Origin of the sequence: Marisediminitalea lipolytica, assembly GCF_001758465.1 — a bacterium.
Lineage (GTDB): Bacteria > Pseudomonadota > Gammaproteobacteria > Enterobacterales > Alteromonadaceae > Alteromonas > Alteromonas lipolytica.
Genome location: NZ_MJIC01000014.1, coordinates 737,501 through 764,273, shown reverse-complemented (window position 1 = coordinate 764,273; position 26,773 = coordinate 737,501). Strand labels below are relative to the sequence as shown.

General features: G+C 39.1%; 27 protein-coding genes and 1 pseudogene. 11 read left to right on the top strand and 17 right to left on the bottom strand.

Translation table 11 applies throughout. The annotated features are described in order from the left end of the window. Positions 1-1,674: 1,674 nt before the first annotated feature. Both BFC17_RS14355 and BFC17_RS14350 read right to left on the bottom strand, forming a co-directional pair. Positions 1,675-3,009: a hypothetical protein gene (locus BFC17_RS14355; protein ID WP_070177146.1), complete on the bottom strand. Its 1,335-nt coding sequence runs from the start codon at positions 3,007-3,009 to the stop codon at positions 1,675-1,677. Between the two features lie 110 nt (positions 3,010-3,119). Further along, entirely contained in the window at positions 3,120-4,799 is a 1,680-nt protein-coding gene (locus tag BFC17_RS14350; protein WP_070177145.1) for a hypothetical protein, read from the bottom strand. Positions 4,800-5,244: 445 nt separating this feature from the next. On the opposite strand from BFC17_RS14350, the pseudogene BFC17_RS14345 reads away from it, so the two are divergent. The 3 genes and pseudogenes from BFC17_RS14345 to BFC17_RS14335 all read left to right on the top strand — a co-directional run bounded on the left by BFC17_RS14345 (position 5,245) and on the right by BFC17_RS14335 (position 7,286). Beyond that, positions 5,245-5,853, top strand: a pseudogene (locus tag BFC17_RS14345) (tyrosine-type recombinase/integrase). A 242-nt stretch (positions 5,854-6,095) separates the two neighbouring features. Further along, a complete protein-coding gene (locus tag BFC17_RS14340) occupies positions 6,096-6,830 on the top strand; it encodes a DNA/RNA non-specific endonuclease (protein WP_070177144.1) in 735 nt (244 codons plus the stop codon). Between the two features lie 24 nt (positions 6,831-6,854). Next, on the top strand, positions 6,855-7,286 hold the full coding sequence (locus BFC17_RS14335) for a hypothetical protein (protein ID WP_070177143.1): 432 nt from the start codon (positions 6,855-6,857) through the stop codon (positions 7,284-7,286). 295 nt (positions 7,287-7,581) lie between these two features. Here the strand turns inward: BFC17_RS14335 and BFC17_RS14330 are convergent, their stop codons facing one another. From BFC17_RS14330 to BFC17_RS14285, 10 genes are all read right to left on the bottom strand, one after another. Beyond that, positions 7,582-8,157: a hypothetical protein gene (locus BFC17_RS14330; RefSeq protein WP_070177142.1), complete on the bottom strand. Its 576-nt coding sequence runs from the start codon at positions 8,155-8,157 to the stop codon at positions 7,582-7,584. Between the two features lie 30 nt (positions 8,158-8,187). Continuing rightward, positions 8,188-8,646: a hypothetical protein gene (locus BFC17_RS14325; protein WP_070177141.1), complete on the bottom strand. Its 459-nt coding sequence runs from the start codon at positions 8,644-8,646 to the stop codon at positions 8,188-8,190. Next, positions 8,634-9,029 (bottom strand): hypothetical protein, encoded by a 396-nt coding sequence (locus tag BFC17_RS14320; protein WP_070177140.1) that lies wholly within the window; start codon positions 9,027-9,029, stop codon positions 8,634-8,636. Before BFC17_RS14320 ends, BFC17_RS14325 begins: the two co-directional genes overlap by 13 nt. Before the next feature lie 141 nt (positions 9,030-9,170). Further along, on the bottom strand, positions 9,171-9,536 hold the full coding sequence (locus BFC17_RS14315) for a hypothetical protein (RefSeq protein WP_070177139.1): 366 nt from the start codon (positions 9,534-9,536) through the stop codon (positions 9,171-9,173). Between the two features lie 96 nt (positions 9,537-9,632). Next, a complete protein-coding gene (locus tag BFC17_RS14310) occupies positions 9,633-10,229 on the bottom strand; it encodes a hypothetical protein (RefSeq protein WP_070177138.1) in 597 nt (198 codons plus the stop codon). A gap of 336 nt (positions 10,230-10,565) precedes the next feature. Next, on the bottom strand, positions 10,566-10,862 hold the full coding sequence (locus BFC17_RS14305) for a type VI secretion system-associated protein TagO (protein WP_070177137.1): 297 nt from the start codon (positions 10,860-10,862) through the stop codon (positions 10,566-10,568). Positions 10,863-10,879: 17 nt separating this feature from the next. Beyond that, a complete protein-coding gene (locus BFC17_RS14300) occupies positions 10,880-11,422 on the bottom strand; it encodes a hypothetical protein (protein ID WP_070177136.1) in 543 nt (180 codons plus the stop codon). Between the two features lie 194 nt (positions 11,423-11,616). Next, complete coding sequence (locus tag BFC17_RS14295) at positions 11,617-12,240, bottom strand: hypothetical protein (RefSeq protein WP_070177135.1); 624 nt, start codon at positions 12,238-12,240, stop codon at positions 11,617-11,619. Between the two features lie 80 nt (positions 12,241-12,320). Next, complete coding sequence (locus BFC17_RS14290) at positions 12,321-13,715, bottom strand: GIY-YIG nuclease family protein (protein ID WP_229681106.1); 1,395 nt, start codon at positions 13,713-13,715, stop codon at positions 12,321-12,323. Positions 13,716-13,780: 65 nt separating this feature from the next. Next, positions 13,781-14,488: a hypothetical protein gene (locus BFC17_RS14285; protein WP_139142088.1), complete on the bottom strand. Its 708-nt coding sequence runs from the start codon at positions 14,486-14,488 to the stop codon at positions 13,781-13,783. Between the two features lie 335 nt (positions 14,489-14,823). Between BFC17_RS14285 and BFC17_RS14280 the strand changes: the two genes are divergently transcribed. Next, a complete protein-coding gene (locus BFC17_RS14280) occupies positions 14,824-15,444 on the top strand; it encodes a DUF6988 family protein (protein WP_083271746.1) in 621 nt (206 codons plus the stop codon). A 767-nt stretch (positions 15,445-16,211) separates the two neighbouring features. Beyond that, complete coding sequence (locus BFC17_RS14275) at positions 16,212-16,646, top strand: hypothetical protein (RefSeq protein ID WP_139142087.1); 435 nt, start codon at positions 16,212-16,214, stop codon at positions 16,644-16,646. Between the two features lie 513 nt (positions 16,647-17,159). Here BFC17_RS14275 and BFC17_RS14270 read toward each other — a convergent pair. Both BFC17_RS14270 and BFC17_RS14265 read right to left on the bottom strand, forming a co-directional pair. Beyond that, positions 17,160-18,383 carry a HEPN domain-containing protein gene (locus BFC17_RS14270; RefSeq protein WP_070177131.1) on the bottom strand — a complete coding sequence of 408 codons (1,224 nt, stop codon included), beginning with the start codon at positions 18,381-18,383 and terminating at the stop codon, positions 17,160-17,162. 390 nt (positions 18,384-18,773) lie between these two features. Continuing rightward, positions 18,774-19,904, bottom strand: coding sequence for a hypothetical protein (locus tag BFC17_RS14265; RefSeq protein ID WP_139142086.1), 1,131 nt, complete (start codon positions 19,902-19,904; stop codon positions 18,774-18,776). A 39-nt stretch (positions 19,905-19,943) separates the two neighbouring features. Here BFC17_RS14265 and BFC17_RS14260 point away from each other — a divergent pair, with 39 nt between their 5' ends. The 4 genes from BFC17_RS14260 to abiEi all read left to right on the top strand — a co-directional run bounded on the left by BFC17_RS14260 (position 19,944) and on the right by abiEi (position 23,051). Continuing rightward, positions 19,944-20,246 carry a hypothetical protein gene (locus tag BFC17_RS14260; RefSeq protein WP_070177129.1) on the top strand — a complete coding sequence of 101 codons (303 nt, stop codon included), beginning with the start codon at positions 19,944-19,946 and terminating at the stop codon, positions 20,244-20,246. Positions 20,247-20,507: 261 nt separating this feature from the next. After that, entirely contained in the window at positions 20,508-21,023 is a 516-nt protein-coding gene (locus tag BFC17_RS14255) for a hypothetical protein (RefSeq protein ID WP_070177128.1), read from the top strand. Positions 21,024-21,104: 81 nt separating this feature from the next. Beyond that, complete coding sequence (locus tag BFC17_RS14250; protein WP_070177127.1) at positions 21,105-22,421, top strand: hypothetical protein; 1,317 nt, start codon at positions 21,105-21,107, stop codon at positions 22,419-22,421. 90 nt (positions 22,422-22,511) lie between these two features. Next, positions 22,512-23,051 (top strand): type IV toxin-antitoxin system AbiEi family antitoxin, encoded by a 540-nt coding sequence (gene abiEi, locus BFC17_RS14245; RefSeq protein WP_070177126.1) that lies wholly within the window; start codon positions 22,512-22,514, stop codon positions 23,049-23,051. A 209-nt stretch (positions 23,052-23,260) separates the two neighbouring features. Here abiEi and BFC17_RS22935 read toward each other — a convergent pair whose 3' ends face one another. Further along, positions 23,261-23,386, bottom strand: a complete 126-nt coding sequence (locus tag BFC17_RS22935; RefSeq protein WP_268236029.1) for a hypothetical protein — start codon at positions 23,384-23,386, stop codon at positions 23,261-23,263. Further along, positions 23,386-23,541 (bottom strand): hypothetical protein, encoded by a 156-nt coding sequence (locus BFC17_RS22590; protein WP_175439576.1) that lies wholly within the window; start codon positions 23,539-23,541, stop codon positions 23,386-23,388. The genes BFC17_RS22935 and BFC17_RS22590 overlap by 1 nt, the downstream gene beginning before the upstream one ends. A gap of 420 nt (positions 23,542-23,961) precedes the next feature. Between BFC17_RS22590 and BFC17_RS14240 the strand changes: the two genes are divergently transcribed. Next, complete coding sequence (locus BFC17_RS14240) at positions 23,962-24,324, top strand: SH3 domain-containing protein (protein WP_070177125.1); 363 nt, start codon at positions 23,962-23,964, stop codon at positions 24,322-24,324. A gap of 84 nt (positions 24,325-24,408) precedes the next feature. Here the strand turns inward: BFC17_RS14240 and BFC17_RS14235 are convergent, their stop codons facing one another. After that, a complete protein-coding gene (locus BFC17_RS14235) occupies positions 24,409-24,780 on the bottom strand; it encodes a hypothetical protein (protein WP_217494025.1) in 372 nt (123 codons plus the stop codon). Positions 24,781-25,055: 275 nt separating this feature from the next. Between BFC17_RS14235 and BFC17_RS14230 the strand changes: the two genes are divergently transcribed. After that, positions 25,056-26,519: a reverse transcriptase family protein gene (locus BFC17_RS14230; protein ID WP_070177123.1), complete on the top strand. Its 1,464-nt coding sequence runs from the start codon at positions 25,056-25,058 to the stop codon at positions 26,517-26,519. The last annotated feature ends 254 nt before the right edge of the window (positions 26,520-26,773 follow it).

The window sequence follows — 26,773 nt, the reverse complement described above, 5'->3', positions numbered from 1 at the left end:
GCGTTTCCCTTTCCTTTGTTCCCTGTAACCTTTACGTCCTGTAAGGTAGTCTCCATTCCCGGAGTTGTCCTTCGCCATCCTGGCGATTTCCTTTTCCCTGTTATGGCTTCTTGCCAGCTGTGCTTCATGCACAGTCCTGATTCCACTTGGCTCAATCCGTAAAGCCGCTCCTTCGTTGTCTCCCTGACAATGCGCATTTCCTTGCGACAGGTTTAGAATACGCGATTGAAAAAAGCCCGCCACTACCGAATTACACCCAATGTCGCATATTTCGTCATTCTTCTTGATGACAGAAATAATACACCAGTCTTTTCATTAACTTAGACAAAAGTGTAAGGCTAGAGATAAGAAAACAAACTGTGTTTTCGTACATGCGTGTAAGAAATATCTTACAAACGTTGTCGACAAGGCGCCATTCTCTCACTTATTGGAGGTTTTAACTCGATGCCGTATTTTCAAAAGAAGGTGTGTTAGACAGACACAAAACAAACGTGGTATTAGTCGAATTATCCGGGGCGAAAAAAAACGGTGGCACAAGCCACCGTTTTCTCTGGAATTTTGAGACTCCCTCTCAGCGCAGGTGCAATACCAAGCCGCAACTTGTTATTCCGCACGCGATTCCATTTTACTCTGCTTCACAGCAGACCACCTGTCCTTAGGCGTTTCCCTTTCCTTTGTTCCCTGTAACCTTTACATCCTGTAAGGTAATCTCCATTCCCGGAGTTGTCCTTCGCCATCCTGGCGATTTCCTTTTCCCTGTTCTGGCTTCTTGCCAGTTGTGCTTCATGCACAGTCCTAATTCCACTTGGCTCAATCCGTAGAGCCGCTCCCTCGTTGTCTTCCTGACAATGCGCATTTCCTTGCGACAGGTTTAGAATACGCGATTGAAAAAAGCCCGCCACTACCGAATTACGCCCAATGTCGTATATTTCGTCATTCTTTTTGATGACAGAAATAATACACTAGCCTTTTCATTGACTTAGACAAAAGTGTAAGGCTAGGGATAAGAAAACAAACCGTATTTTCGTACATCCTTGTAAGAAATATCTTACATCGCCATGAGTCAATGTGAAGCTGACTTCTGATTCTTATGGGAATTTTGCTTCGAGATGAGATTCTCAGTAAATAATGCCTATTTAAGCATGCTGTACACTGACTGCAATAATGAAGAATCCTTAACACACAACTTTAAACAGTATGTTTTTCCATTCAGCAGCGTTTAATCTGTGGTTGTATACGACGAGTTAAACTCATTTGTGGGTTCCAGTTTAGTTTGAAATAATTCCAGGGCAATTAAATTCTTAGTGCCACCATAGTCACCTGAATGTAAACCACTTGCATTTCAAAGGTATGGTAATAGGCCAGTTTATCCTTGCACTAGATAGTACCGAAGAATAGTGAATTTACCGATTTACAATGTATGGAGAATGCTGAAAAAGGGACTTTACGTGGCGATTAGTTAGAGACTATCCGTCCTGACTTCTCAAATTGGTCAAAAGCGGTCTTTACCATAAAAACCACCAAACTCACTCTGGGAGTAATAATTTTGCTAAAGCGGACATCAACGCTTTGCCAAGCGGCAATAAAATAGCTGGCTAAAATTAGCGAGGAACGAGCAAAAGCCAGCTGTTTATTGTCCGTTTTAGCAACTTGTTAAATTTCAAACACACTACACTAAAAGTATTTAACTTTTTCATCATCTAAGTGAGTATTTAGCTCAACACTTTTTGCTTTAGGATGAGTTTGAAGATTTCTTCTCAAACTTCCTATTGATATATAACACGCTTCCATTATTTTCTTTTGCTTATCAATAAACTTAGGATCATAATCATTTTCAATTACTTTATGAGCTGGTTTTTGCCGTTCTCTTCTTACATCCTTTAAAGGTTTCAACATTTTTTTTGGGAAAGAGTCATCAGGAAACCTAAAAGACTGGCTCACCCATTCCTCTAGAAGCCTGAGAGTTCCTTTTTGGACTCGTTCCACCATGTTATCTCTAATAGGTATCAACTCTTCTAGCTCTAGTGAACCTTCAAAAAATGACTTGTTAATATTCTCTGATAGATATTTATCAAGAAGGTTAATAAAATCGTAGTAATTTTTGGATGTAGGCGAAAAGAAAAAAGTGAAGTTCTTAGGTCGATGTTCACCATCTAGTTCTTTATGAAAGAGCGGTACACCGAAAATTGATTCAGTAAGTTTGTAGATAGCATTTATTTCATCAATCAATGCAGTGAACACAGATTTTGATGTTATCCACTGCCCTAAAATTAAGTTATTATAATAATCATCAAGTACCTTACATTCGGTACTGGGTATTTCTTTAGCTCCCCATGCAACTTGATGTTCAGAAGACAGTTTGCCCAAATCACAAAGCAAAGCAGCGACAACCCTAGCGCCTGATGAGTCAAAACCCAGACCAAATGATTTTAAAAATATTTGATCTTCCTCTCTAAGTATTGGATTACCTTCTTCATCATATTTACATGATATTTGACCACTAAAATCTTGAAACTCGAAATCAAATCGAGGTTCATTCGAGTAACGCTCTAGAATATCTGTTTCGAAAAACCTAAAACTCAATTGAGGTTCAGACTGAGCTAATTCAACGCTATATTTCGCATAACCATATTTATCAACATCTCGATTTTCTTTTGTATATTCCGGAGTTGGATATAAGCAAATAGGGTATTCGGTTTGCTCCATTTCTATTTCTAACTTACCAAATGATTGTTTTACCACTTTGATTGATTTTGCGTCTTCTAGTATCTCTAATTGAGATTGAACTGGGTGGTGCTTAAAACCAATAATATGTGGATTTGTGCTGGATTGAATAGAAACAATCCCCGATTTAACAAGCTCTTTTATGAGATCTATTGACTCTTCATAATCTAAATTTAAGTCTTGTGAGACCTGACGCAAAGGAATTCCATTAAAATCTGAAGAGTCACAGAAAAAATAAAAGACCAGTTTTTCAATGTTTTTTAAGTCACTCACACTTGAATCCATCCCGATAACCTTGAGAAATTTAACGCCTCAAACACCGGCATGGTGAAATTGGCGACTTTTTTTGGAACAAAAAAGGTGACAGCATTACCATGTCCGAGTGATTTGATTTGTTAAAAATTTTTCTTTTTTATATTGAACAACATTCCTACAGGTGATTTCTTGATTTTTTGATTTTCGTTAGATAAATCACGAATGGACTGCGGTATGTCTTTAAGTTTAGGTACATCTAGAACTTGGTCTGCCGCAATAGTCGCCATCCCCCAAACAGGCAAACCAGTGATTGCCGCTGTAACTTCAAGTGAGCCAACAACCAACCAAGAACCAATATCTTTACCTGCAAACTTCCACTTTTTGGCTGTTAATTCATCAATATTTTTCTGATGTTGGTTAAAAGCATTATTTATATTGTCAAATATTTGATCACGACTACGATGAAAGTTAGATGGATTTGCTTCAATAAGCTCATTAACTCCTTGTCCAAGGATATTACGAATCTCATCCATAGCGCCTTCTTTTCGAATTTCAATTAGAGATTCTGGAGGGATGTTTCCTAACCACCGCATTTCACCATTAGCGAGATCGCTTAACCCTTTGACAACATGAAGATTCTCAGACTGCAACTCATTTTCAGCTTGTTCGGCGTCATATTCCATTTTCCAAACTAGGTACTGCCAAGAGGTTGGAGCATCAATGATAGGGGAGCCATTTAATCGTCGGGATTTAATAAGTAACTCATTACTGACACTCATACGACCGAGAGACTGAGAGGCTAAAAGCATACCTGGTGAATCCACAAATAGCTTGTAGTGTTCGCTTTCCAGAGCTTGAGCTAATTGGGAAGCTATATCACCAGTCCACTCAGTATCAAATAAAACCCTGCCTTTATCGCCAATTTCAGCGACAGCTCGTTCTATAGTATCAAGATCTTGTGCAAACCCTATAAGCTCTTCAAAGGAGTCGAATTTTCGATTAAACAACTTTCCAGCATGAATTATCGAGTCTTGCTTACCTAAGGAGTGGAAAAAGTCTCTCTCATCTTCTTGAAGTGCTGCTTGATCTGGAAGAATTGCAATGATCGGAACTTCTACATCAGCACAAGCCAAATCCTTATATTGAAGAATATTCATTGCATGCTTGATGAAATAATATGCCTTATCCTTTTTAGGGTAATTTGCGAATATGTGTTTGGAACGCAAAAATGGATCAGGTAACACAATTGTGTCTGCATATATTCCGCATTTAGATGCAATGTTTTCATCATGTGACGGAAAAAGGTCGCCGCCAAATATGCCCTTGATATTTCCATGCATATCTTCAACATGTATATGAGCAATTTCACCAACACCCTCCCAAAATTGATCTATCACATTCAGGAATTCGTCTAGGTTTTCCGTAAATGCTTCGACAGATTTTTCATTTTGAGTTAACGCTCGACCAGCATCATGCGGCGTGAGATTTTGCTTTAGCATCATGTCATAGAATTGACCAAAATTGTCCTCAATAAACTTGAAGTACATATTTTGTATTTCACTTAGTGAAGCTTCTTTCTTTAACTCTTCTCTATCATGCATTGCGGTAACAGCTAATGCCATAGACCGAACCAAGCCATCAACGGTGCTTAAATCAACCTCCCCATCGGGGCCTACGCGAACAGCAAGAAGACTCTTTTCAACTTCGAGACCCTCGGCAATTTTTACTTTCCCTGCTTTGAATTGCTCTTGCAGAATCTTCAATCGACGACGAAGCCTTGCCTCATATTCAACGTCTTCAATTATTTGCTCTTCGCTCATTTACAACTCCAATTTTAATGGGATGCTTAACAACTTATTATAGAGAATTCATAGTAACACTCAGTCTTATCCACTCCTGAACTCCCTAGATAATTTATTGATAACAATACCTTACACTTGATTATAAGCCGGTTTCCAATGATTTATTTGAGTATTTCTATGAATTCTCAGCAATAACGGTACTCTTTTTAAATAAAACATCATATAAACAATGGAATAGCTAATATTTACCCATGATTACATGTAGTTACTGAGAATTCTCAGTAATTCCATGAGAATCGAATTACGAGTTTCAACTAATGTGATGGGATTTGAGTGCGAATTAGGAAGGTCGGCTATGAGTAATTAGAACACAGCAGGTTCGTCATCGCTTATGTCTGCTATTCGCTCATTTCAGCATTATTGCTGCCATACTTAAATTTCCTCAAACGCGGGAGATTTAACTATGTCAGTTCAAAACTTTAGTCCTTGGAACAAAGGTCACATTATTGGTCAAAAAAAGCCACTTCAGATACCTCATATATGGGGCATTAGGATCAGGCTTGAGTTGGAGTGTAAAACGAGGGACTTGTCGTTGTTCAACCTTGGTTTAGACAGCAAGCTAAGAGGTTGTGATCTTGTTAAGCTAAAAGTATCCGATGTTACTTGCGGACGAAATATACTCGGACGGGTACACATAGTACAGCAGAAAACAGGTAGCCCAGTTCAATTTGAAACAACACCAAATACTCGTAACTCGCTTATGTCGTGGATAGAGAAAGCTAAACTTAGAGAGTCAGATTATCTTTTTTGGTCACAAAAAGACCATTCCAAGCATCTCTCTACAAGGCAATACAACCGCATTTTTCATGGTTGGATTGAGAAGTTAAACATAGACCTCTCTATATGGCACTCACTCAATGAGACGAACAAAGCCATATTTAATTTATAAAAAAACCAAAAACCTAAGGGTTGTTCAACTTTTACTCAGACACAAAAAGCTTGAGAGCACAGTCCGTTACTTGGGCATTGAAGTGATGATGCTTTGGAAATATCTGAATCTATCGAAGTCTAGACAATTGAGGGCTGTGAAATCGGCCCTTTCCTCAAATGGTCAAAAGCCTTCGTTCTGCTGATTGTTTCTGGACGACTTGTTTGTCCGTGAAGCTAAAATTCATCGGAGCGCAATGCGAAGCATACTTTTATTGAATTTAGGCTGTTTTATATACAGCTTTTTTGGTGTATGTTTTTTTAATTAGTTAAGTTGTGCAGAATACGGATTAGATTAAATCTATGTAGAACTAAGGGTATCACATCATGCGAATTACACTTTCTCTATTTATCTTCACCTGTCTACTACTAACGTCTTTCGCTTATGGTTGTGAACACTTGCCTTACGGGAAGCCTAAAGACAGCGATTTTGTAAAATGTCGCGACGGGTATGCCATTGGATACAGTTACGACCTAAAAGCTGCTGAGTGGGTTGCGTACACACTGAACAAACAAACGTGGGTTCCTGTTGAAAGACAAGATGACTTTCGAGAGGACACCGATATTCCGGTGCAGTTCAGAACGTATGAGTCTGATTATCAGGAACCTGTATTTCACATGGGGCACCTAGCCAATAGTGAGAGCTTGGATAAATCAATCAAGCAGAATTCTGAAACCTTTCTAATGTCCAACATGACTCCGCAGTTACCAGGGCATAATACAGCGGTTTGGAAAGGTTTAGAGAATAGAGAGCGGAAGTGGGCTGAAAGTCGTGGGTCTGTATATATCATTACAGGCGGCGTATACCGCGCGCCTGTTACGTATATTGGTAATCGAGTGCCGGTACCGGCAATGTACTATAAGATTATTTACGATAAAGCGAATAACGAATCCCTTGCGTATTTGTTCCCGCACGACAATATAAAAACAGCGAATTTGGACGATTATCTTACGAGTATCGATGTCATTGAAACCGTATCTGGCCTTAACTTTCTGAGCGGGATTGAAGATGAGGATGAGGCGTTAATTGAAAAAGTAACTGCGCCATCTCAGTGGCCTTAGGTTTACATTAGGTAGCTTATCATTATGCTGGATATGGGAGAGGCCTTTAAGGCGACAGAGGAATGTGTCATTGCCTTGGAGGCAATGAAAGATATCAAGGCCGAATACATGAATACGGTCTACACAACCCTTGGCTCGATAGTAATTGCTATTGGATGGATACTGACATCACTAGAATCGAGAAACTTTATAGCCAAACACGAGCGTATTCGTAGTATTATGCTCGCAGCTATTTTATTTTTCTGTATTTTTCATTTTAAGAATCTATTACAAATTGCAGAAAGGGCTCGCAATCTCAATCTGGCGTTAGATAAACTATGCCACAATATACCTTTCGTATTATCCGATATATACGTAATCAAGGACTGGTGGCCTTGGGCCAGCATTACTTTTAATGGGGTGATGTTTTTGGGGTTATTAAGTATGATTCTTACAATAAAAAAAGAGAAAGAGTAATCAATTTACCTGTCTTATGACCTCCATGCGTTGTCCTAATGAGCGAATTGTGGACATAAGCTGGATAAGTTTTAACTTAATCTGACAGAGTACAAATAAAGAACTCTATAAATTCTGACATTTCAGCTATTGGTCAAAAGCGGTCGTTTCGCAAAATCCACCAAACTCACTATAGAGCTAGTAATTTTTCTAAAGCGGACATCAACACCCCGCTTAGGGGCAATAACACGTGGGCTCAGTCGCTTCGCTCCAAATTTTAGCCCACGTGTTATTGTCCCAGGGAGCCTGCGACCACCTACAGCGGTTTGTTATATTTTTTATACTTGTTCCACAATTCCTTACGGATGCCTGTTTTCATTGTTACTTTAATTTTCTTACCTACAGAGGTACAGAGGTAGATATTCGAAGAAAATATCTGAATGAAAGCCTCAACTGAGTTTTGAGAAAAGATAAATAACTCTGGTTGCTCCAACACCTCGATAAAGTCATTCGCGAAAACTATTTGGCCAGACTCTCCGTCTTTGAGCCTTACTGGAAATTTTGAGCTAAACCTAGCTACTCTTTCATCTTGATATGGATGAATGACACTGCGTATTTTTTTAAAAACAGGAAGTTTTCTGCTATGCCACTCAAAGTTAACAATTTGGACTTCTCTTGCACCTATATTCACAAAATCCAAAATATAAACATAGGTATCTAGTTTTTGAGGATCATAACTAGGGATTAATCCACCACTGAAATTACTTCGGACTCGAATAAATTTATCCCTTAGTGACAGCCACAGTGCAATACCCGAAATAGTTATCGTGCCCACAGCAGAAAGCCAGGGCGCGAAGCTATTAATACACTGCCATGTGTTACAGGTTTCCACCGATGTCTCCTAAAAAATATAACGCCAAGCTCAGCCGCGCGTTTTTTGCGACGGTTGAAGCGTATTGTTAGATGTATCTATGACTCCCTTGATACTTAAAGGAGAAGTTGGTAAATCAAATTCCCTGAGCCTAAGCAACAATTCTTTAGGTTTCGTAAGAATCTTTGGATGTTCTTTGAGGTAGCTTTGTTGTTCATTCGTTAACGACATAGCGACAACTTTCTCACCATTATTATCTTTATGCTTAATCAATACTAAGCTGCCAACTTGCACAACAGCATTTTCTGTATCTTTAATTACATTCAGAAGGGATTCTGTAGCGATCCTAAGATCTTCTTCAGACCGATTAAATTCGAGAAACTTTTGAGTTGATGTGACAGTTTTTAACTCTGCTTCCACTTTCTTTTTGGAACGATAAGCTGAAATAAGGCCAATAATAGTCGAAGCTCCTGCCGTAATTGCTCCCAGCAAAGGTATTATATCTTCCATGACGGAGTCTCCGATTGAATAAAGCAAACGACAGTGGTAAATACCGAGATTATGAAGACCCAAATTGAACCAGAAGTAATATTGCTTATATCAGGGTTCTGACTACTCACTACTGAGGAAAATGAATAGGAGCATACACCGATTAAAATAAGTGACGAAGCCCCAGTGAACATAACGCCAATTGATTTTTTAGGCGACTCTGAGATTAATTCACCTAATCCAGCAGCAGCGATTCCACTGGTAACTAATAACAATTCACCATTTCCAATTAGATTGGCTAGGTTGAAGCTCTTTCCATTTGTAAAAAAATCTATCGCCACAAAACCAATAGGCAACAAGCTACACAGCACTCCAAACAATAACCATTTTAATATTCTTGCCATCTCTGAAGTTCCTTCAACTTCGATTAACACTGAAATTACATCTAACACCCCAAGAAGGGGCAATTACTTGTGGGCTAAAATACGGAGCGAAGCGACGGGAGCCCACATGTAACTGTCCCTCTTGCTTGGCTTGTTATGTTTCTAATACTCCTCACCCTCATCCCCTACAAGTCTGGCCCCAAGTAATTTAGCTAACTTTTTGGCTTTCCCTATTTGGGCCTTGTCGCTACCTAAAGTAATGCGGCCATTTGAGAATGTGAAATAATATTTTTTGCGTAAAATTGGACTAGTCCAAACGCAACCATTTGGAGTTTGGATTTCAATGGTTTCACCAGTTTCCGGATTCATTGCTTTAGCAACGTGCTGCACAGTTAATGACGAATCGCTTTCGCAAATCGCCAACCATTCACTTACAGAAATCTGGTTATCACGCTCAATATGTAAACTATAAGAAGCCATAATATTCCAGCTTATTAATAATAAAATCCCAACTAAAATTTTACGCATACTTTTCGAGAAACATAACGACCAGCATAAGGGGCGACGCGGTAGCGGTGTCCCAGCGAACGAAAATGAGCGATCTTGATGCGATTGTTAGCTGATTTATCGCTTACCACTGATTTGGCCTCGCATTTCTTCGAGCATGTGCTCTACAAATGCGTTTATTCTTTCTCTATTATGTCTGTTCTGTTCAATTATTTCCTGAACATCGAACTGGGATATATTTTCAACATTTCTTCGCATGTTTATAAGATGCTCTTTTCCGATCTGGTAGTTTTCAAGGTTGTAAATAACTTCCATGATTTCCTTGTAGTGGTTTTGATCGATAAGAAGAGCGCTACCTCTTATTTGTTTCTTAGCTGTGCTTAGTGCTAATACAAATGTTCTTAAATTTTTTATGCTGGCCTCAGACCAAAGCTTTTCAACTTCATCTTGAAGGTGAGAAAGAGATACCCATAAATCGTTGTACAGTTTGAATTGACCTTCAAAGTACAGCGAAAATATGTATTGTTGCTTTTCTGCATTTGTATTTAACTGTGACTTGAGACGTTCTAATTCAGTCGAATATGCTAGCTTGTCTTTTTCAAGGATTCTGTTCGCCCATACCTTTCCAAGCCATGAGCTCAGAGCAATAATTATTGTGGCCGCTCCGCCAACAGAACCCAGTATGGCGCCTGACACCTTGAATATTTCATCCATGCTCATTTCTTTTCTCAGCTAACATCTTATTATAGAGAATTCACAGTAACACGCAGTCTTACCCATCCCAGAACTCCCAACATAATTTATTGATAACAATACCTTACACCTGATTATTAGCCAGTTTCCAATGATTTGTTTGAGTGTTACTAAGAATTCTCAGTAAGTCCGGAAAAAATACATCAATTTAGTTTCAGTCAACTTGATGGGGTTCAAGTATGAGTTTAGAAGGTCCGCTATTGGCAATTAACCTTTATTTAAACCGCTAGCTGTTTTCTTCCGCAATTCGCTCTTTTCGGACATTAGCTTGTTGCGGACTGTCTGATTTGGTTGAACTCAAAATCCTAAACTGTCAGATGGTGTATGAGTCAGTACAGTTGAAAAAGTCACTGATTTTGAATCATCAACGGGGTTCTTAGTAATAGATACTTGCCACTTTCCTTTGGATTTCATATTTAAAGGTTGCTGCTGATTACCTTTTAAATTATCTTTATCCGCGAGATTATCGTAGCACTCTAAACGGCTTAAATCGCCAGTTTTTTTTGCGCATATGGCAAACTCTTTATTATCAACAGCATTAACGCTCCCAGTAAATAGAAACGCTAATGCCATTAGGACAGCAAATTTAAGCATTTATTCTGTTTTATTTTCTAAAGCTTCGCTTTGAATGTGTTCTTTAATTTTGCTACAGCAACATCTACAGTTTTTTTGTCAATTAGCGTTACGCTAAAGAATCTACTCTCACTGTTGTTTATAAACTTTACATTATCATGACCGTAAGTTTCTTCTAAAAGAGACTGTAGAGCAATTAAGCCAAGTTCACTACCCGACGAGTATTGTATTTCCATTTTATAAAGCAATCCATCTTCGGTAAAATCTAGAGATAAAGATGAAAAAGGATTGCCTTTATCTTCTTGTTTAAAGAAATGAAGTAAATCTTCTTCCAAAAATGCTTCACCTGAAATTTCTTGTTTTATCTGTTCATCGTTATAAATGTCAACGAGGTATTGATTTTCTACTTTCCAGTTAGCCACCGCTTTTTCCGAGACATCCCTCTTTAGTATATTCATCACCTGAGATTTCTCCATCCCTAACTTTACTCCGTGAAATTCAGTGGAACTTACACCATTGGCATTTACAAAAAACGTAAATAAGCTGAAAGTGATGAATGCAATTAATTTTATTTTTAACATAATTTATTCCTTTGCTATTATTGTCTGTTTATCGCTCTTTTCGGACATTAACTTGTTGCGGACTGTCTAGTTTGGTTGAACTAAAAATCTTAAACTGTCAGATTGTGTATGAGTCAGTACACTTTAGTTTGTTAATACTTTAGTTGCCCCAGACATAAATTGTGACTGCAAGATTTAGTCTGAGCAGGGACAATTTAAGGCTTATTCATTTGAACTTTTCTATGAAATTCACGCAGGAACGACCAAGCTCTGGGAATAATCTTTTCTTCATGAAAAAAGTCACCAAGGCATGGTAGCTCGTCATCCAATTTAAAAGTTCTGTGAATTTGGGCAATATTGTCATCAACAGTTAGAGCATGTTTTGCTGAGTTAGCAACCTGTCGAAGCTTATCTATATATCTAAAATCTTCAAAGTGTCGAATATCAAACCCTTGCTCAAACTTCGTTAATTTTTTCGCACAATCTTTAAGTGAACTTGGTAGATTGCTTCCACTATTATCGAGCCTAACAATCTCATTCTTTATAGTTTTTTCGATAATATGAAACAGTGACACAGCAAAAAAATGACTAGTCATTTTCTGCTTCAACTTCAGCTTGTATAGTTCTCTATATTCATCATATCCGCTTCCTTGCACATTGCTCTCATATGCATCGAGTTCATCTTCAGCACTAATGAACAGCTCAAAAGCGACATCAACTTTAAGCAAATCATCTTCTGCATTTACTTCGCTTTGAAATCCGTCCATCGTAAATTCAATAGTTCTTGGGATAAAACGCTCTTCATAATAATTCCATGTATACCGACGGCCAATTTTCAACTCTACTTCCTTAATATCTTTGATTTAGAATATTTACTAAATATAACCATTCATTCTTAACGAAATTACAAGAAACCTTTTCAACTTTGATGAAGTTCTACAGGTTCTTTATTTGTTATAGTTTGGCTGCTCAATTTCAAGGACTGATAATACTCATCAGCACTAGGAACTTTGTTCAATAGAGCGTTTATTTCGAGCTGTTCCAACTCCCTTTCTATATCTTCCATAGAGACTCGAAAATATTCCTTACGTCGATTTACCATATTCACTCGCTTGCTATCAAAGGCGCGATGCAACGTAGCCTCTAAATCTGGCGCATCATCAGATTCAATTAGGGCATGAACATCAAATGTGAATGGGACTGACGCATCACCAAGCTCACGTACTCTATCCATTGGCTCTAAGCGCCTGGTCATTCCTATTTTCAGCACATCCTTACCAAAGCTACCGATATTGGAAATGACATATACATGTCCTTGTTTTGTCTCTTGAGCGCGACTTTTAGCTCGCTCCATCTTCTCGTGCGCAAGAGCCAACTCGGCTTGAAGGGCATCTAATTGCAACTGATATATTTCTCGCTCAGCTTCCGTCTTATTTAACATCTGCTGCTCTAGCTCTGCGATTGCTTCAGCTTTTATCTTTTCTTCTTTTTCAGCTTCTTTTTGCGCCTTTAGTGCTTCATCTCGTGCTTTCTTTTCTTCTCGTTGTTGCTCTCTTAGCTCTCTTTGTTCTTCTTTTGCAATTTGCTTAGCTTTTTTATAGTTCGCCTCGATTTCTAATCTTTTCATAAGCAGTGCTTTAAGATCACTGTTTATTTCAGCTCTACTATCAATACTCTTTACAAGCGCTTCGGTGGCAATAATAGTCTCAGCTAATTTTTCGGCCGCAAGATGGCCATTATTTGCGTTCATTTTAGAGCAGAGCATTTCAACAACGCTAAGTAAAAGTGCCCCTGCCATATCGGCTTTGGCAGAAATAGCTACGAACTTTCCAATATTAACATCGGAGTTGTACCCCCTAACATTCGTAATAGCATCTGTAGCCAACGACTTCAGTTTAGCTTTAACATCTTTGCGGTCATTTTGATACGAAGTGCTGGATAGTAGGTCATCTTCTGTCAGCAGCTCTATGTCTGCCGCATACTGACAACTCTTGTCAGTAATATCTTCAATTAGTTCTCGCGCTTGTTTTAAACGAGCTTGAATCTCTTTATCGGCGCTATTTAAGCGTTCGATTCTCGCCTCCGCGGCGTGCTGTTTATATTCAGCATCTGCAATAATGCGTTCAGCATTAGAACGCGCCTCCTCTACCAATGATTCAGACTCAGACGTTGCCTCTTTTTTCAATTTGTTGGCAAACCGCGTCGCATCATCAATTATCTTTGCTCGTTTCTTTAAAATGATGACAGTCAGAATGACAGGAACTAGCACTGCAATCGTTATAATTAATAAGGTATTAAGATCCATCGAACTCATTTATTACTCCTTTTCAATTTATCACATACCAGTTTGTGAGCTTTCAACAGTTAGCATTGTCTAGCCTATTCAAGTGCACTTAATATTGAGTTTGCTAAAGAAACGGCCGAGTCTCCCGCCATATATTGCTCCCAAAGATTACTGCCGCCACCATTCAAAAGCCGCCCATCTCCAGACAACCAGCAACTTTTTCCATCCTTAAAAAACTGGAAGGCACCTGGATGCTCTTTCATCGCATATTTTGGGTCAACTTCTGGTAAGTGGCGTCTGATATGCTCCATTCCATTGATTATCATTAAATCATCAAAGTTATATTGAAGAGCTAATATCGTTGCTATCTCAAAACACAAAATGTACGAGTCTTGCCATCTCTTGTGCCGACAGTTTAAATGCGTCTGCTGAGGATAAGAGGATAAGCCTAAGCACCTAATTGCAACTTTGATCAACTCATCGGTCGAAGCTCCGTCAGCACAAAGATCGTCAAGCTTATAATTCGTGCTTCCAAGCTCACTTTGCAACCAATTTTCAACTCTACCAGTCATAGAGAAGCGACCAATGGGTTTCCCCGACAATCCTTTATTTGAAGAGCATGGGAGGTAATTTAAGGAAATCCCATAGTAGCCCAAGCCCTCATGCAAAATAACCCAAGGAACAAGCCCATGTGAACCATAATATCGTTTACAAATTTGCAGTGAGAGATACCAAGTAAGACCCCAAGAGTCCTTGTGCCCTCTCACACTTCGCCATTGCTCAAACAACGAGTCCGTATTCAAATTGCTAACTCCACACTGAAAATGCTGTTTGTATTCTCAGCATTTGTGAAATGATTCGACAACCTAACAAGGTAGGAATTAACTATCAAGCAGTTACGCTATTCATGTAAAGATAGGTTGATACCGTTTTTGCTTTTAATCTCCATCTTTGTTTATCCAGAAAAGTGCGACTGACTCGTTACCGGTTTACTTTTTCACTCTTTAGTTATAAATGTAAACTCTTTACTTCAGCCTATATCATTGTCATATCTCTTATATTTACTTATGAAAGCAAAATCCCAACACGCATTGGTCTGAAATAATGAAAAGAAACTAATCGGGAAGAGGTTTTAGATATGGATGAGTTATTAGAGAATTCGAGAAGACTTTTATCGGAATTAAATCCAATTATTACGCATGGCCCTAGTCTGAATAATAAACGATACGCTGGAAGCTGGGTTATGTGTGATGTCGCTATCGAACATGCGCATTCCCTACAAAATCTGATAAAAACTGGCAACTATACATCTGCGGTATCTATGCTGAGACTACAGTTTGATGCTTTAACTAGGTCGGTTTGGCTACTCTGGGGAGCGACTGAAAGTAAAGTCGACAGAATCATGCAGGATTTGTCTGTTGAGACAGCGAATGCAGATAATGGCTTGCCTTCACATGCTGAAATGATAAAGCAAATTGATGGTAAAGCACCTGCGGAAGCAACTCGAATGCTGAAGGAGTTCAGGGATGTGACCTGGAAAGCATCAAGCTCATATGTGCATGGCGGTATCCACGCTATGAAACGTCACAGCGAAGGCTACCCTATCACATTATTAAACCAGATTATCGTAAACTCAAATGGATTACTTATGTTATCTGCAGTCCATATGGCTACAATGACTGGCAATGCACATGTAGTCACGGATATTGTACGACTTAGAGACTCATACAGAGATATCTTACCCAAACTGAATTTATAAAATTGGAAGGGCTGAGCTACTTTTTTGACAATTTAAGAGACATAAGAGCAACAAGGAAATATTAACGGACAACGAAGTCACTCCCAAAGAGGCTCGATTCAAAAGTTTGAAAATGATTTGATCACAAGTGTGGGTTCCGGTTTAGTTTCAAGTAATTCCAGAGCAATTAAATTCTTAGTGGGATCATAGTTACTTTAATGTTAACCACTTACATTCCAAATGCACGTAACAGACTTACAATAAGCTGAAAATGTAGAAAAAGGGACTCTCCGTGGCGATTAGCTAGAAACAATCCATCCTGACTTCTCAAATTGATCAATGACAGAATTCCAGTGTCATAAGCCCAAACGTCCGCTCATTGTCTTCCGAGGACATTTTTCAAGTAGTTTTGCAGTGGAAACGGGTGTTACTACGACACTCAGTTAGAAGCTGTAGGTTTACAGGTTCAGAATTAAACTTTGATAAACGAAACTATTATTGGATTGCATCGATGCGCAGAGAATGGCTCCTCTGTTGTGGCTTTTCCCTTGAAAAGTCTAGGATTGACGAGAATCACTTGGTGGAGGCGAGTGCATGAAGCAGTTTGCAGTGTATGGATAAATCGTTAGAAAACTGTTCTTCACCTTGCCGTGTTAATAATTAAACACACCACGTTCTTAACAAATATTGTTTGTCATATAAGTCCATTAGTTATATCTTGCACATCTTTTAATAACCAAATAAAACAGGGACATATGGTGAGAACAATATTGTTGTTGGTGATGACCATGTCGTTTAGCGCAAACGCGGTAAATAGACTGGATTATAAGGGGACGTGGTACGCCAGTGAGGAAGCCAAAAAATCAAATAAACCGGTAACTATTAATATTGGTTTCATGGATGCTACTGTAAATGGTATGGCCTGTGAAACAAAAATGGGAACGGAGCGTTTGACCATAGAGTGCGGTAATTATGCACCGGTGAAGGCAACAGTTACTGCGAGCAGTAATATCATGTATGTGGATTTTGGCGAAACAACAACGGTAGGATGCAGTGTAAGTACGATTGCTGCGAGAATGAGTATCCTGAAACAAAAACGTGAAGATATTAAATGCACTGGCCCTTTACGCTATCAGTATTGGCCCGATCCGGATGGTGAACAAAGAACCAAACAGGAGCTCGACGAGCTACTTAATCCAAACAAAGGCAAAAAGGCGTGGTAACAGAATACTTATAAGCAAAAAAAGCCCTCGAAAAGCACAGGCTGCTTCATAAACAACGTGGAGCGTTGCTACAAGTTATTCTCTCAATTGTACTGACTCGTACACGCTTAGAAAGAAAGTCAGATGCATTTAGTCGAACTGTCTTTATCTATTGCATTGAGGCTTCGCCTCCCTTCCGTAGTCTGGCGTGATATTGCATTGAATGTCAGCGCCTTATTTTTTTTCGGACAAAGATCGTATATCCTCTAATGTCCGCAATTCGCTCGTTTCGGTCAATAATCTGTGAAGTACATTGAAATAGTGTACTTTGAGTACACTATTCTGATAAAACTTTTTGATGTACTTAAAGTACACCTTTTGTGTGTATTTTTAGCAGTTACTTAACCAAGGTTTAGAAAACGTCCGAAATTCGCTCATTCTAGCCATAATTCAGTTGCTAACCGTAGGTCGGTTTATCTAAAAACCCGAAACTTACAGATCACATATTGGTCTTTACATTTGAGATGGTACATATTATTTGAGGAATACTAGCTCTTTATCTAAATCACTCATTCCGCCGCGCTCAATAATTTCTAACACACAGCGTGAGAGTATTTGTGAAGTCTCATTTAGAATTATTTTTGCATCAACTTTACCAACATACTTAACTTGGTACTTCTCTTTAATTTTGGCATTATGAACCGCTTCAGAACGGATGCAATAAAATGCTTTGAGGTAATTATAGTGCGATACTCTTTCCTCATAATTATCTGAAGATAATCTTGCGCCCAATAGCCGCACCTGGAGAGAAAGCTGTTCTGAACGTTCACTTTTAGTCAAGATTGACTCTGCGCACATTCCTAAATCTATCGCCGCATCTACCTTATCATGGGCATTCATCGCCGACGTTTTTCGTTTAAGGGCAAGCACGATTGAGTCCTGATACGCTACATTCAATAGCCTGAATTTCTTAACCAAAGTCTGCATACAGTGCTTATCAGAAAATTGGAGAGTCTCTGAGTAAAATGGTCTCACAACCTGCAAAAATGATGTTTCATTACTATCAATGAAACCAGAGCAAGGGGTCGACTCTTCAAAAAAGCACCACTCCTTTATTATACAAGCCGCAAATTTTTCTGTATAAAGCGACAAAAAATAAGACAGTAAAAAATGATTTTGCCTTATGCAAAAAAGCTGGTTCTCTTCACCACGACTAATCCCTTTATCATCATCACAGTTAAAAACATTACACTCAATTTTAGTCACTATGAACGCTGGTTTCTCTCCATTAAAATCCCTATATTCACGTTGCCAGCAAATATTTATCCTTTCTTTAACGCCTTCTGGTAGCCCATCAAAACTACACAAATACGTCTTTTCATCAAAATAATAAGTTTGAGCAGGTATCACCCCCTCTAACAGCGATATAACATACAAAGGGACTGTAGTTTTTTTTATAAAATTCAAGAATAACTGAAGCGCTTTCTCTGCTCCAACTTCTCTTGCTTTGCCACAAAGCCACCGTGCAAGATCAAAAGGCGTGACTAATGAAAAGCTATTAGGAGTCCCCCAATGTCTTTCTAACACTTCAGGATAGTCATCTAGAAGAGTATCCATCAGTTTAATAGTTTGTTCTGGCACGCCTTGTTCTACAACCCAGTCCCGCCAAGAAAACATTGGCCTTGCCAAAGAATTAAACCGCTCGTCAAAACGGCACAAATCGATGAGTTTTAATAAATCCTTCTGAGAAGTTTCCATTCTGAATCCATAAAAATTAAGTTTTCTATACTAACCAATATCTCGGCGGCGCAAGCAAAGTCGAGTACAAAACCTTCACGCCCCCCTTATCGCTCATTACAGTATTATTGCTGCCACAATTAAATTTCCTCAAACGCGGGAGATTTAATTATGTCAGTTCAAAAATTTAGTCCTTGAAACAAAGGTCGCATTATTGGTCTAAAAATGCCACTTCAGGCATTAGGATCAGGCTTGAGTTGGAGAGTAAATCGAGGGTCTTGGCGTTGTTCAACTTTGTTTTAGACAGCAAGCTTCGGGGCTGTGATCTTGCTATAAGCGAAGTCATTTAAGGAGTTGCTCTACAATACAAATAAGTAGGTAAAGTTACCTGAAGAGCTCTAGTCTTAAGAGTCAACGGTAACTATATGGAAAAGCGATCGAATTTCTTACCGGATATTCAGGACTAAGACTAATTTCGTAATGGCTAAATGCCCTAAATTTGTTGAATTCGTGGGGCGATAAAACTTTTTTTATATCAAAGTAATGTGTCGCGTCCTCACAAAATAAAAATGTATTATCTATAGCTAACACCGGTATCTCTTCTGTGTTAGGTAATACAATCGAATGTAGATAAAGTAGTGATTGATTAAACCCGTCAACATATCGATTTTGAAACTTAAAGTTTCCTAAAAGGTATTTGGGCCAGGGAAATGTTTTTCCATTTACTATTATGTAAGATTTTACACCCTTCAGCTTTTTCCCATAGATTATGGTATTTCGACTTATACGCTCTAAGATTGAGAGAGCCTGTGTGAGTTTCCTTATCTTATATGATGCCTTCTTCTCACGCTGTTTTTGACTATTTTCTTGCGCATTTCTCACCGCACTTTCGGCTTTTACAATTGAACGCTTTACCTGAAGTTTTATTTCATCAACAGTGAATGACTGTGAACCAAAGTAAGGCTTAAGCCTGGTTTGAAGCTCAGATTGACCTTGAGGAGCAGCCTCTGGTGAATAGTCGATGAGTTCGTTATTACAGATAACTTTGAACTGCACTTGTTCAGAATGTGGCAACTGATTAAAAAATGCAGGAATTATCGGTGCCTTTTCCTTTATATATTGAAGTATGACTTTGGGAGAACGGGGATAGACATGTGCATAGATACTCTTCACTTCTCCTAACTTCTTGTCTTCCTCATCAAGAAGTCGTTGCAGATTTCGATAATCAGGAGACATGATTGCTTTGCCTCTAAGACTGGGCAAATACGTCCTCACTATCGCTCTCATTTTATCTTTGATCTTTTGTCGCTCTACTTTAGGGAAAACCATATTTTCGAGAATATCCAGGTTTTCAAACTCGGCCCATGTGCGAACTGCACTTGCTATAACAAACGTCTCATCTAGGAACGGCATGTCCCGCTTCAAGTCACTCACGCTTATTTTTGTGGATTTTTTGTAGGAAGACATCGCTGCTTGAACTGTTTTATATGGAATGGAAGGAAATTCATCTTTTTTAGATTCCCCATTTTTAGAATTGAACAATATAAATAGAAATTCAACGAAGTTACAGAGGGCAAGGCAATGAAAATTCAAATCGTACTAACAGATGGTGCAATTAGAAATAGTTACATAAACCTACGAGGGCATCTTGATAAGTTTGCAGATCGCTTTATTGGAGCAGCTGATATGACACGGAAAGGTCAATATCTGAAACTTGATGTTGGTTCTGGCGTATCGTTCGAAACGGATGTTTGCGGCAAACATCAGCGATTTCGCAATCGTTCTGTACTTAAAGTGCTCAATGACAGATTTAACTTTGTAGCTGGTGATGTACTAGTGATCGAGCAGCTTACAGAAGGCAACTGGAAAGTTTCCATCGCATAATTTCAAAACCCCAGCGGGCGGTGGGGCATATAACACCCGCAACCAGGCTTTGACCATCTCCTACTGCCACAGAGCAGTGAAAAAGTGTTAAGGGTGAACACCGATGCGTTGTATGTGAATTGGGGCTGCAACGCTACGGTTTTGCCCGAAAGTGACTGGCTGACAGCAGGAAAGACTGCCCGTATGAATGCAACTTCAGGAGGCCAGCTCTCCTTAAGCAACTTAATAAGTTGAGTCTGTTATTAGAGAGAGGGCCTAAATATGAATGCAAACGCTGAGAGAGCCAATTTAATCAACAAAGTACACATGGCAGTAACACCATATCATGGTGCAAATAGTGACCACGATACTGAGCAAAAATTCTGGATGCTATTTGGCCTGCAACACAGCGTGGAAGATGATGTGATTTTCAAGCGAGCGTTTACATTTTCATTATTTGATGTCGAAAAGGTTGATTTCAGAGGGAGTGAGTTTCTAGTAAAGGGAGGCTCAGGCACTATTTTTGATGAACTCGATCTTCCCAAAAGTTCTATCTACATTTCATCACTAGCCCTGACAAATATCGTTACAGGAGATGAAGGAGCCAAGATTTGGCAAGAAGCTATTCCAACGCCGACAGAAGCAGTAGAGATTTATTTTCATGATAAGATGTTCGTATTTTGCTCATTAGAGCTTTGCTCAGGTGCATCTTACTTTCAGGAGGTTGTAGACTGGACATTACAGCTAAAGGCCCCCTTCAAAGTATGCCTTGTAGACAAGTATCAGCGTTACTTTTAAATTGGCCAGATAAGGAAGCACTAAATTAATCATTTAACCTCGTTTAAAGTAGCTAAAGAAACTACCATCAAGGAAATATGAATGGACAACGATGTCACCCCCAAAGAGGCTGCGATTCAAAAATTTGAAAGTGATTTAATTACAAGTGCAGATGAAAACAACAAGATCCGATTACTTGCTCTAAACTCCACGTCTTTTTTTCTACCTCACATATCTAATTTCTATGAAGCGGTTGGCTTACCTTCGAGTCCCAAGGCTTGGATAGACTATGCAGAAAAGCTTTACGACATTAAAAACCCTGTTTCAAAACAAAGCCTCTATGCGTTGTATCGAGGGGGAGTTGGAAAATTTGTAGTCAATAAGCTGGCGAGTTGGATGCGATTACTTCCAATACCTTTTGAGTTGTTTTCAAATAAAAAACTATTTGTAAAAACGCTCCGCAGCGCACAAGCAAAATCAAACGCGGCAGATTGGTTATACGCAGTGCATGGCTATAAGCTTTCGTTATCACATCATGGTTGCTTGGAAAGCAACGAATGCCTCTCAGTTTTTGAACTCCTGGAAAGCCGATGTAAAGCTGAAGTCGAATTTAATCAGCTAGTCCTTAAAAAGCTGGGCGATGGTAACCTTCAGCGAGAAAACAAAAAGGAAATGTGGAAGTTAGTGAAGGAGTTTTGGGATAAAAATTCAGAAATCCCTACTGATGTCGTCCAATACTTAGAAGACTTCGACGGTCGGCAAGAAGAAAATGTGACATTACTTTCTGAGCCGGAACGACAATCTTTCCTTACCGTTTACGCCAGATTAATTTTGGACTTCTATTTAGAGCTAATCACTCGCTATGAGATCGGTTGCAGATTTTATTTTGGGATTCCAATTAGCAGTCGTGAAGACATTGAAAAGAATAACCGGTTAGGAATTGTCACTAGAGCAGTACAAGCATTTGTAAATGATGAAGATGCGAAAACGTGCTTTGGTGGCATGCTGAACGAACTCAGATTGGTAATTTCTGAGCCAGATACCCCCTTAAGTAAAAGAGAACTAGCAGCTTATATCGATATCGAAGATAAATCTGAGGGCTTTTCAGGAGAAGCACTTAACGATAAGCAATACCATGAATTCAGGGCTTGGCGAAACGGAAAGTATTTTCCAAGTATGAAGAAATTGGAAAGTTTCTTGTTGAACATAGATGAAGGTACTGGAGAAAACCGTATCCCGATTACATTACCTCTTTGCTGCCTTACTATGGGTTTGGATAGGTTGGCTACAGGGATAAAAGAACATGCGGCAAAGGAAGGCTTCAGTGAGCATGAAATTGTCACTGCCATTAAAGAGGTATTATCAACAATGCCGGACTACTACAGACGAAATACAGCTAGTTATATTGCGACTTATTGATTCCATGTTCAGTAGTTCCACATAAACATCCAACCGAGCCTAGTCAAATGCTATACTGCACAATACTGTAATTACTTACCACTTATTACCATGAAGCTTCAAGTAGCTATCAGCAGACTCAATAGCTTTGATGAAGCAGGTCGATATGTATTTCTGCATAGAGATTTGGCAAAAATCTTTCACGAAGACTCAGAAAGAACATTGAATGACAGTCTTGCCCGTTTTGTACGGGCAGGGCTACTTGAACGCGTGGCAAGAGGGGTTTATTTATACGGATTCTCAAGATACAAAAAATCCTCAAGTACAATCGAGCATATCGCGATTGCGCTTCGTCGAGGTCACTACAATTACATCAGCAATGAGTCAGCTTTATCCGCATATGGAATCATCTCCCAGATTCCAAATCGACTTACCATCATGACTACAGGTTCAAAAGGCACATACAAAACCAACTATGGAATAATCGAGTTTACGCACACCAAGCGAAGTGTCATTGATATCCTGGCGCACACCATTCAGCCAGAACGCCCACTTAGATTAGCGACTAAAACAGCGGCGGTTCGAGACTTGAAACGAATTGGTCGAAACACTCACATGATAGAAATGACGACATTTTCAGAAGAAGAGTGACAGGTAATAATAAGCTGTACTTCTTTGCAAATCGGTTGATTGCGCGTTTGCGTCAATAATATTTGCAGAGATAGTCCTATCTCTGCAATGTCTGGAATCTAAAGAAGTCCAAATTTAAGTTAAGCTAACGCTCATTAGGCTAACGGCTGTTAGCTTAACTTGTGTTGGCTTATTAGTTGCTAGTACATCTAATGATTCACGAATAGTCGTTAATCATCTTCATATAGCCTCTCTTCCCAATCATCAGGTCTTTCATCCTCTCCTCGACTTTGCCAGTAGGCATCATGTTCAGGGTTGAGTTGATTTGCATGATTGTCATTGTCTGGATTAGCCATTATTTCTTTCCTCCTGATTGGGCATTCTTAGCTGCAATACTCATTGCTTTTGCAGCAAAGCTGTTCTTCGGTACTTTGCCATCATTCGCTAAAGCTGTACTTTTCTGAATACGACGGGCCGCATCTACGGTCATAGTTGCTTTTCTATTGCTCATACATTTCTCCATCATTAATGAACATTAAATGTTGATAAAGAAGCTTCCTTACCAACGAGGCTTAGTTTGACCTAAATGTTTCAGTAATTGGTGGGGGGGCAGGCGTCTAAAAAACATGTAAATCGCCACAAGTGAATGAGAAAAAACATTAGGTAATACCTTGAATGTTTTCGACTTTTGATGACATTTTCTCTGAAGATTTTGAGGTGGAGTTTCATATTGCGTTACGACTTTTCGGCAACGCTGCAAATAATCCATTAATGAAGATCTAACTCAGTTTATTGATGATTTATCAATCCTGTGTTTCACTCCAGCAGAACAATGAAGTATTCTCATCTATAGTTTTCGTACAAACGATTGTTAGCAAAGCTGAGCCATACTTAGCTGCTACATTAATGTTTTTTTACAAATGGATGTTTCATGAAATTCGGAAAAATTTTTATTAGTTTACTGTTTGTATTTTTAATATCTGCTTGTGTGAGCACACGGGAAGAGTTCGTCAAAAGCAATAATGACGAAAATGTCACTAAAGCGACTGAATATGTTGATGTCCGAGATGAGCCACTTTTGGTATATACATCTCATTCAAGAGACAGCGAGCTAGTATCTTCCTTGTATAAAGGAGAAAAATTCAAACTTACAGGGAGCAAAGCAGGAAAATACTATGAGGTACTTTTTTATGATGATGGCATCCAGAAGTCTGGATGGGTAGCTGACTTCGCTGTTGTTAGAGAGTTGATAAACAGCCAAAGACTAGAACTTCTCCCTGAATCTACTAAATAAAAGCAACATTACTACTTTAAATAGAGTTCGGGTTTAGTTTATTACTATTGAATATCCAATTAGTATTTTTGCTAAACCCATATTTTACTGCTCGACATCACCTTCAATTCTCAACGAGAAGGCATTGTAAAGGTGAATCTGGCTTCGCCCTTTGTATTCTTTAACGACACCAGAGCCGCAGATATTCTCCTCTACCAGCTCATTCAGGTTACCAAATTTTTTATTGAACTCGGCCAAATCTCCTTCCCACACAACAAACGTCATTGATTGGTTCGGATAAGCAGCGTCCATATTTAGGTAAACACCTTTATTGAAGCGCGAGGCTTCCTTAAGAACTCCACATGCAACGATATTTTCGCCATGATGAAAAGGAACCTCTTTCGAAGAGATTGTGTTTGCCGCCTGAGATACGCTCGCTATGAAAATGATAAAGAGAATATTTAAGTGCTTTTTCAAAATGATTCCTTTTTAGGCAAAAATTTCATTCTTAATCAACAGCACATCATGGATAATAACTAATTGATCATACTCAGGATGTAAGATAGAGTTTTGTTGCCTGCGGACACTACTACTTAGCTTGGCTAGCTTATTGGCGTGATGTTTCGTCCGCTTTCGATGGCTACCACAGTTTGACCAGCGTGCTCTGCAGAGCAGATAAACGCACGCTCTGGAAAAACACAAGAGCAACACAAAGAGCGTGAGAGAGTTCCGCAGGCATTCTAAGGATTGAGATGCAGACTGAATTTACCATTAAGAAGATTCCAAAAGGTAAGTCTTTTAGGACACTCTATATTCCTAGTTCAGCATATAAAAAGCACCTAAAAAGTAAACTCCCACTATTGTTGGAAAGGTACATTTTGTTTGAAGGTGATAATGGATTTTGCCATTCCTTTTTACCTGGTCGGAATTGTGTTACAAACGCCATTCCTCACATCGGGTTTGCATATAATATTTCACTCGATATCCAGGATTTTTTCGATGCAATTACCCCAGATCATGTGACGAGTAAAATAAGCCGAGAGTTGATTCAAGACTGCTTTATTGACGGGGCACCACGCCAGGGGCTTCCCACAAGCCCTCTCATTGCGAATATTGCGATGATAGATATTGATAATGAAATCGTCGCATCAATATCCAAGCTTACAAGTGAATTTGTCTATACAAGATATGCTGATGATATCTGCGTTAGCTTTAACCAAAAGCAATATTTATATCAAGCCAAATACCTCATCACAAACCTATTAAACAGGCATGGTTTCAGGGTTAATAATAAAAAAACTACGTTTCAGAGCCTTAAGAACGGAAGGTTAATCATTACCGGTATTGCTGTAGATAAGGCAGGCGTACACCCTACCCGTAAAACTCGCAGAAAAATGCGGGCTGCTGAGCATCAAGGCAGTGAATCTAGTTATCGAGGACTTCACGAGTGGGCACTATGTAAACTTCCAGGCCAGGGCATTTCACACTCACAAGAACTACATCAAATATCCCCGAAATCGATTAGTTGCCAATTTTGTGGAGAGCAAGACCTGGTGTGGCTACGGATTGGAAAAAGTAAGCTTAGACTTTACTCCAAAACAACAAAAATGATTCACGACTGTGGTCAACACAAGAGACTGGATGTCTTTGAACACCTCACAGCACTTGGATTTACAAAGTTTGAGACGTCCCGCAAACCATGGTTCACCGGATTTTATATTCTTCAACAAGAGTCACTTCTGTTACTCTTCAGAAAGCGTGGTATTGATATATACCGCATAGATTTCCTAGAATATTTTCATGATTGCACCTCACCTGCTGAAGTCATCGAGGATGTAAACTCAACACTTGTAGACCATGAGATGTATGAAACAACTACTGAAAATAATGGATCCGATGAGTTATATTTAGAAGATCATGTAAGAGAAGAGTTATTACAAGACAATCAGATAGATGAATTTCAGCGTGGCTTTACACCATCTGAGCTTTGTAGAGACATTTTCAGGCCAGAATCAAAATATCTTTCGCTAATGGAAAGGGTTAATTACAAAAAATTCCCTCTGAAAGTACACAAGTTTATACTGTCCCTCACAACTCCCATTAACTTCAGAGAGGAGTTTTACTCAGCTTACAACAATGCAATCTCCCAACAAGCGAAGAACGGCACTTTAGATTTTGATGATCTGGATCTTATCGATTGGGATATCCCGTTTTGAACTTACATGATTAAGTTCTAACTTGACTCTGCATAGCACAAATCTAACACGATGAATTCTAATATTTCCGTTATTGGTCAGGAGCGGACATTAGCAAAGCTGGTGTCCGCATTAAATATCGGACATCCAGTGTTCAGGCAAGTTAGCCAATGGAGGTAAACCGACTTAGACCAATTTATCGGCGAATCTGAACCTATTGCAGACTCTGTGCTTCTACAAAACGCATTGCAGAATTTTGCTAATAGCCGTGGAAA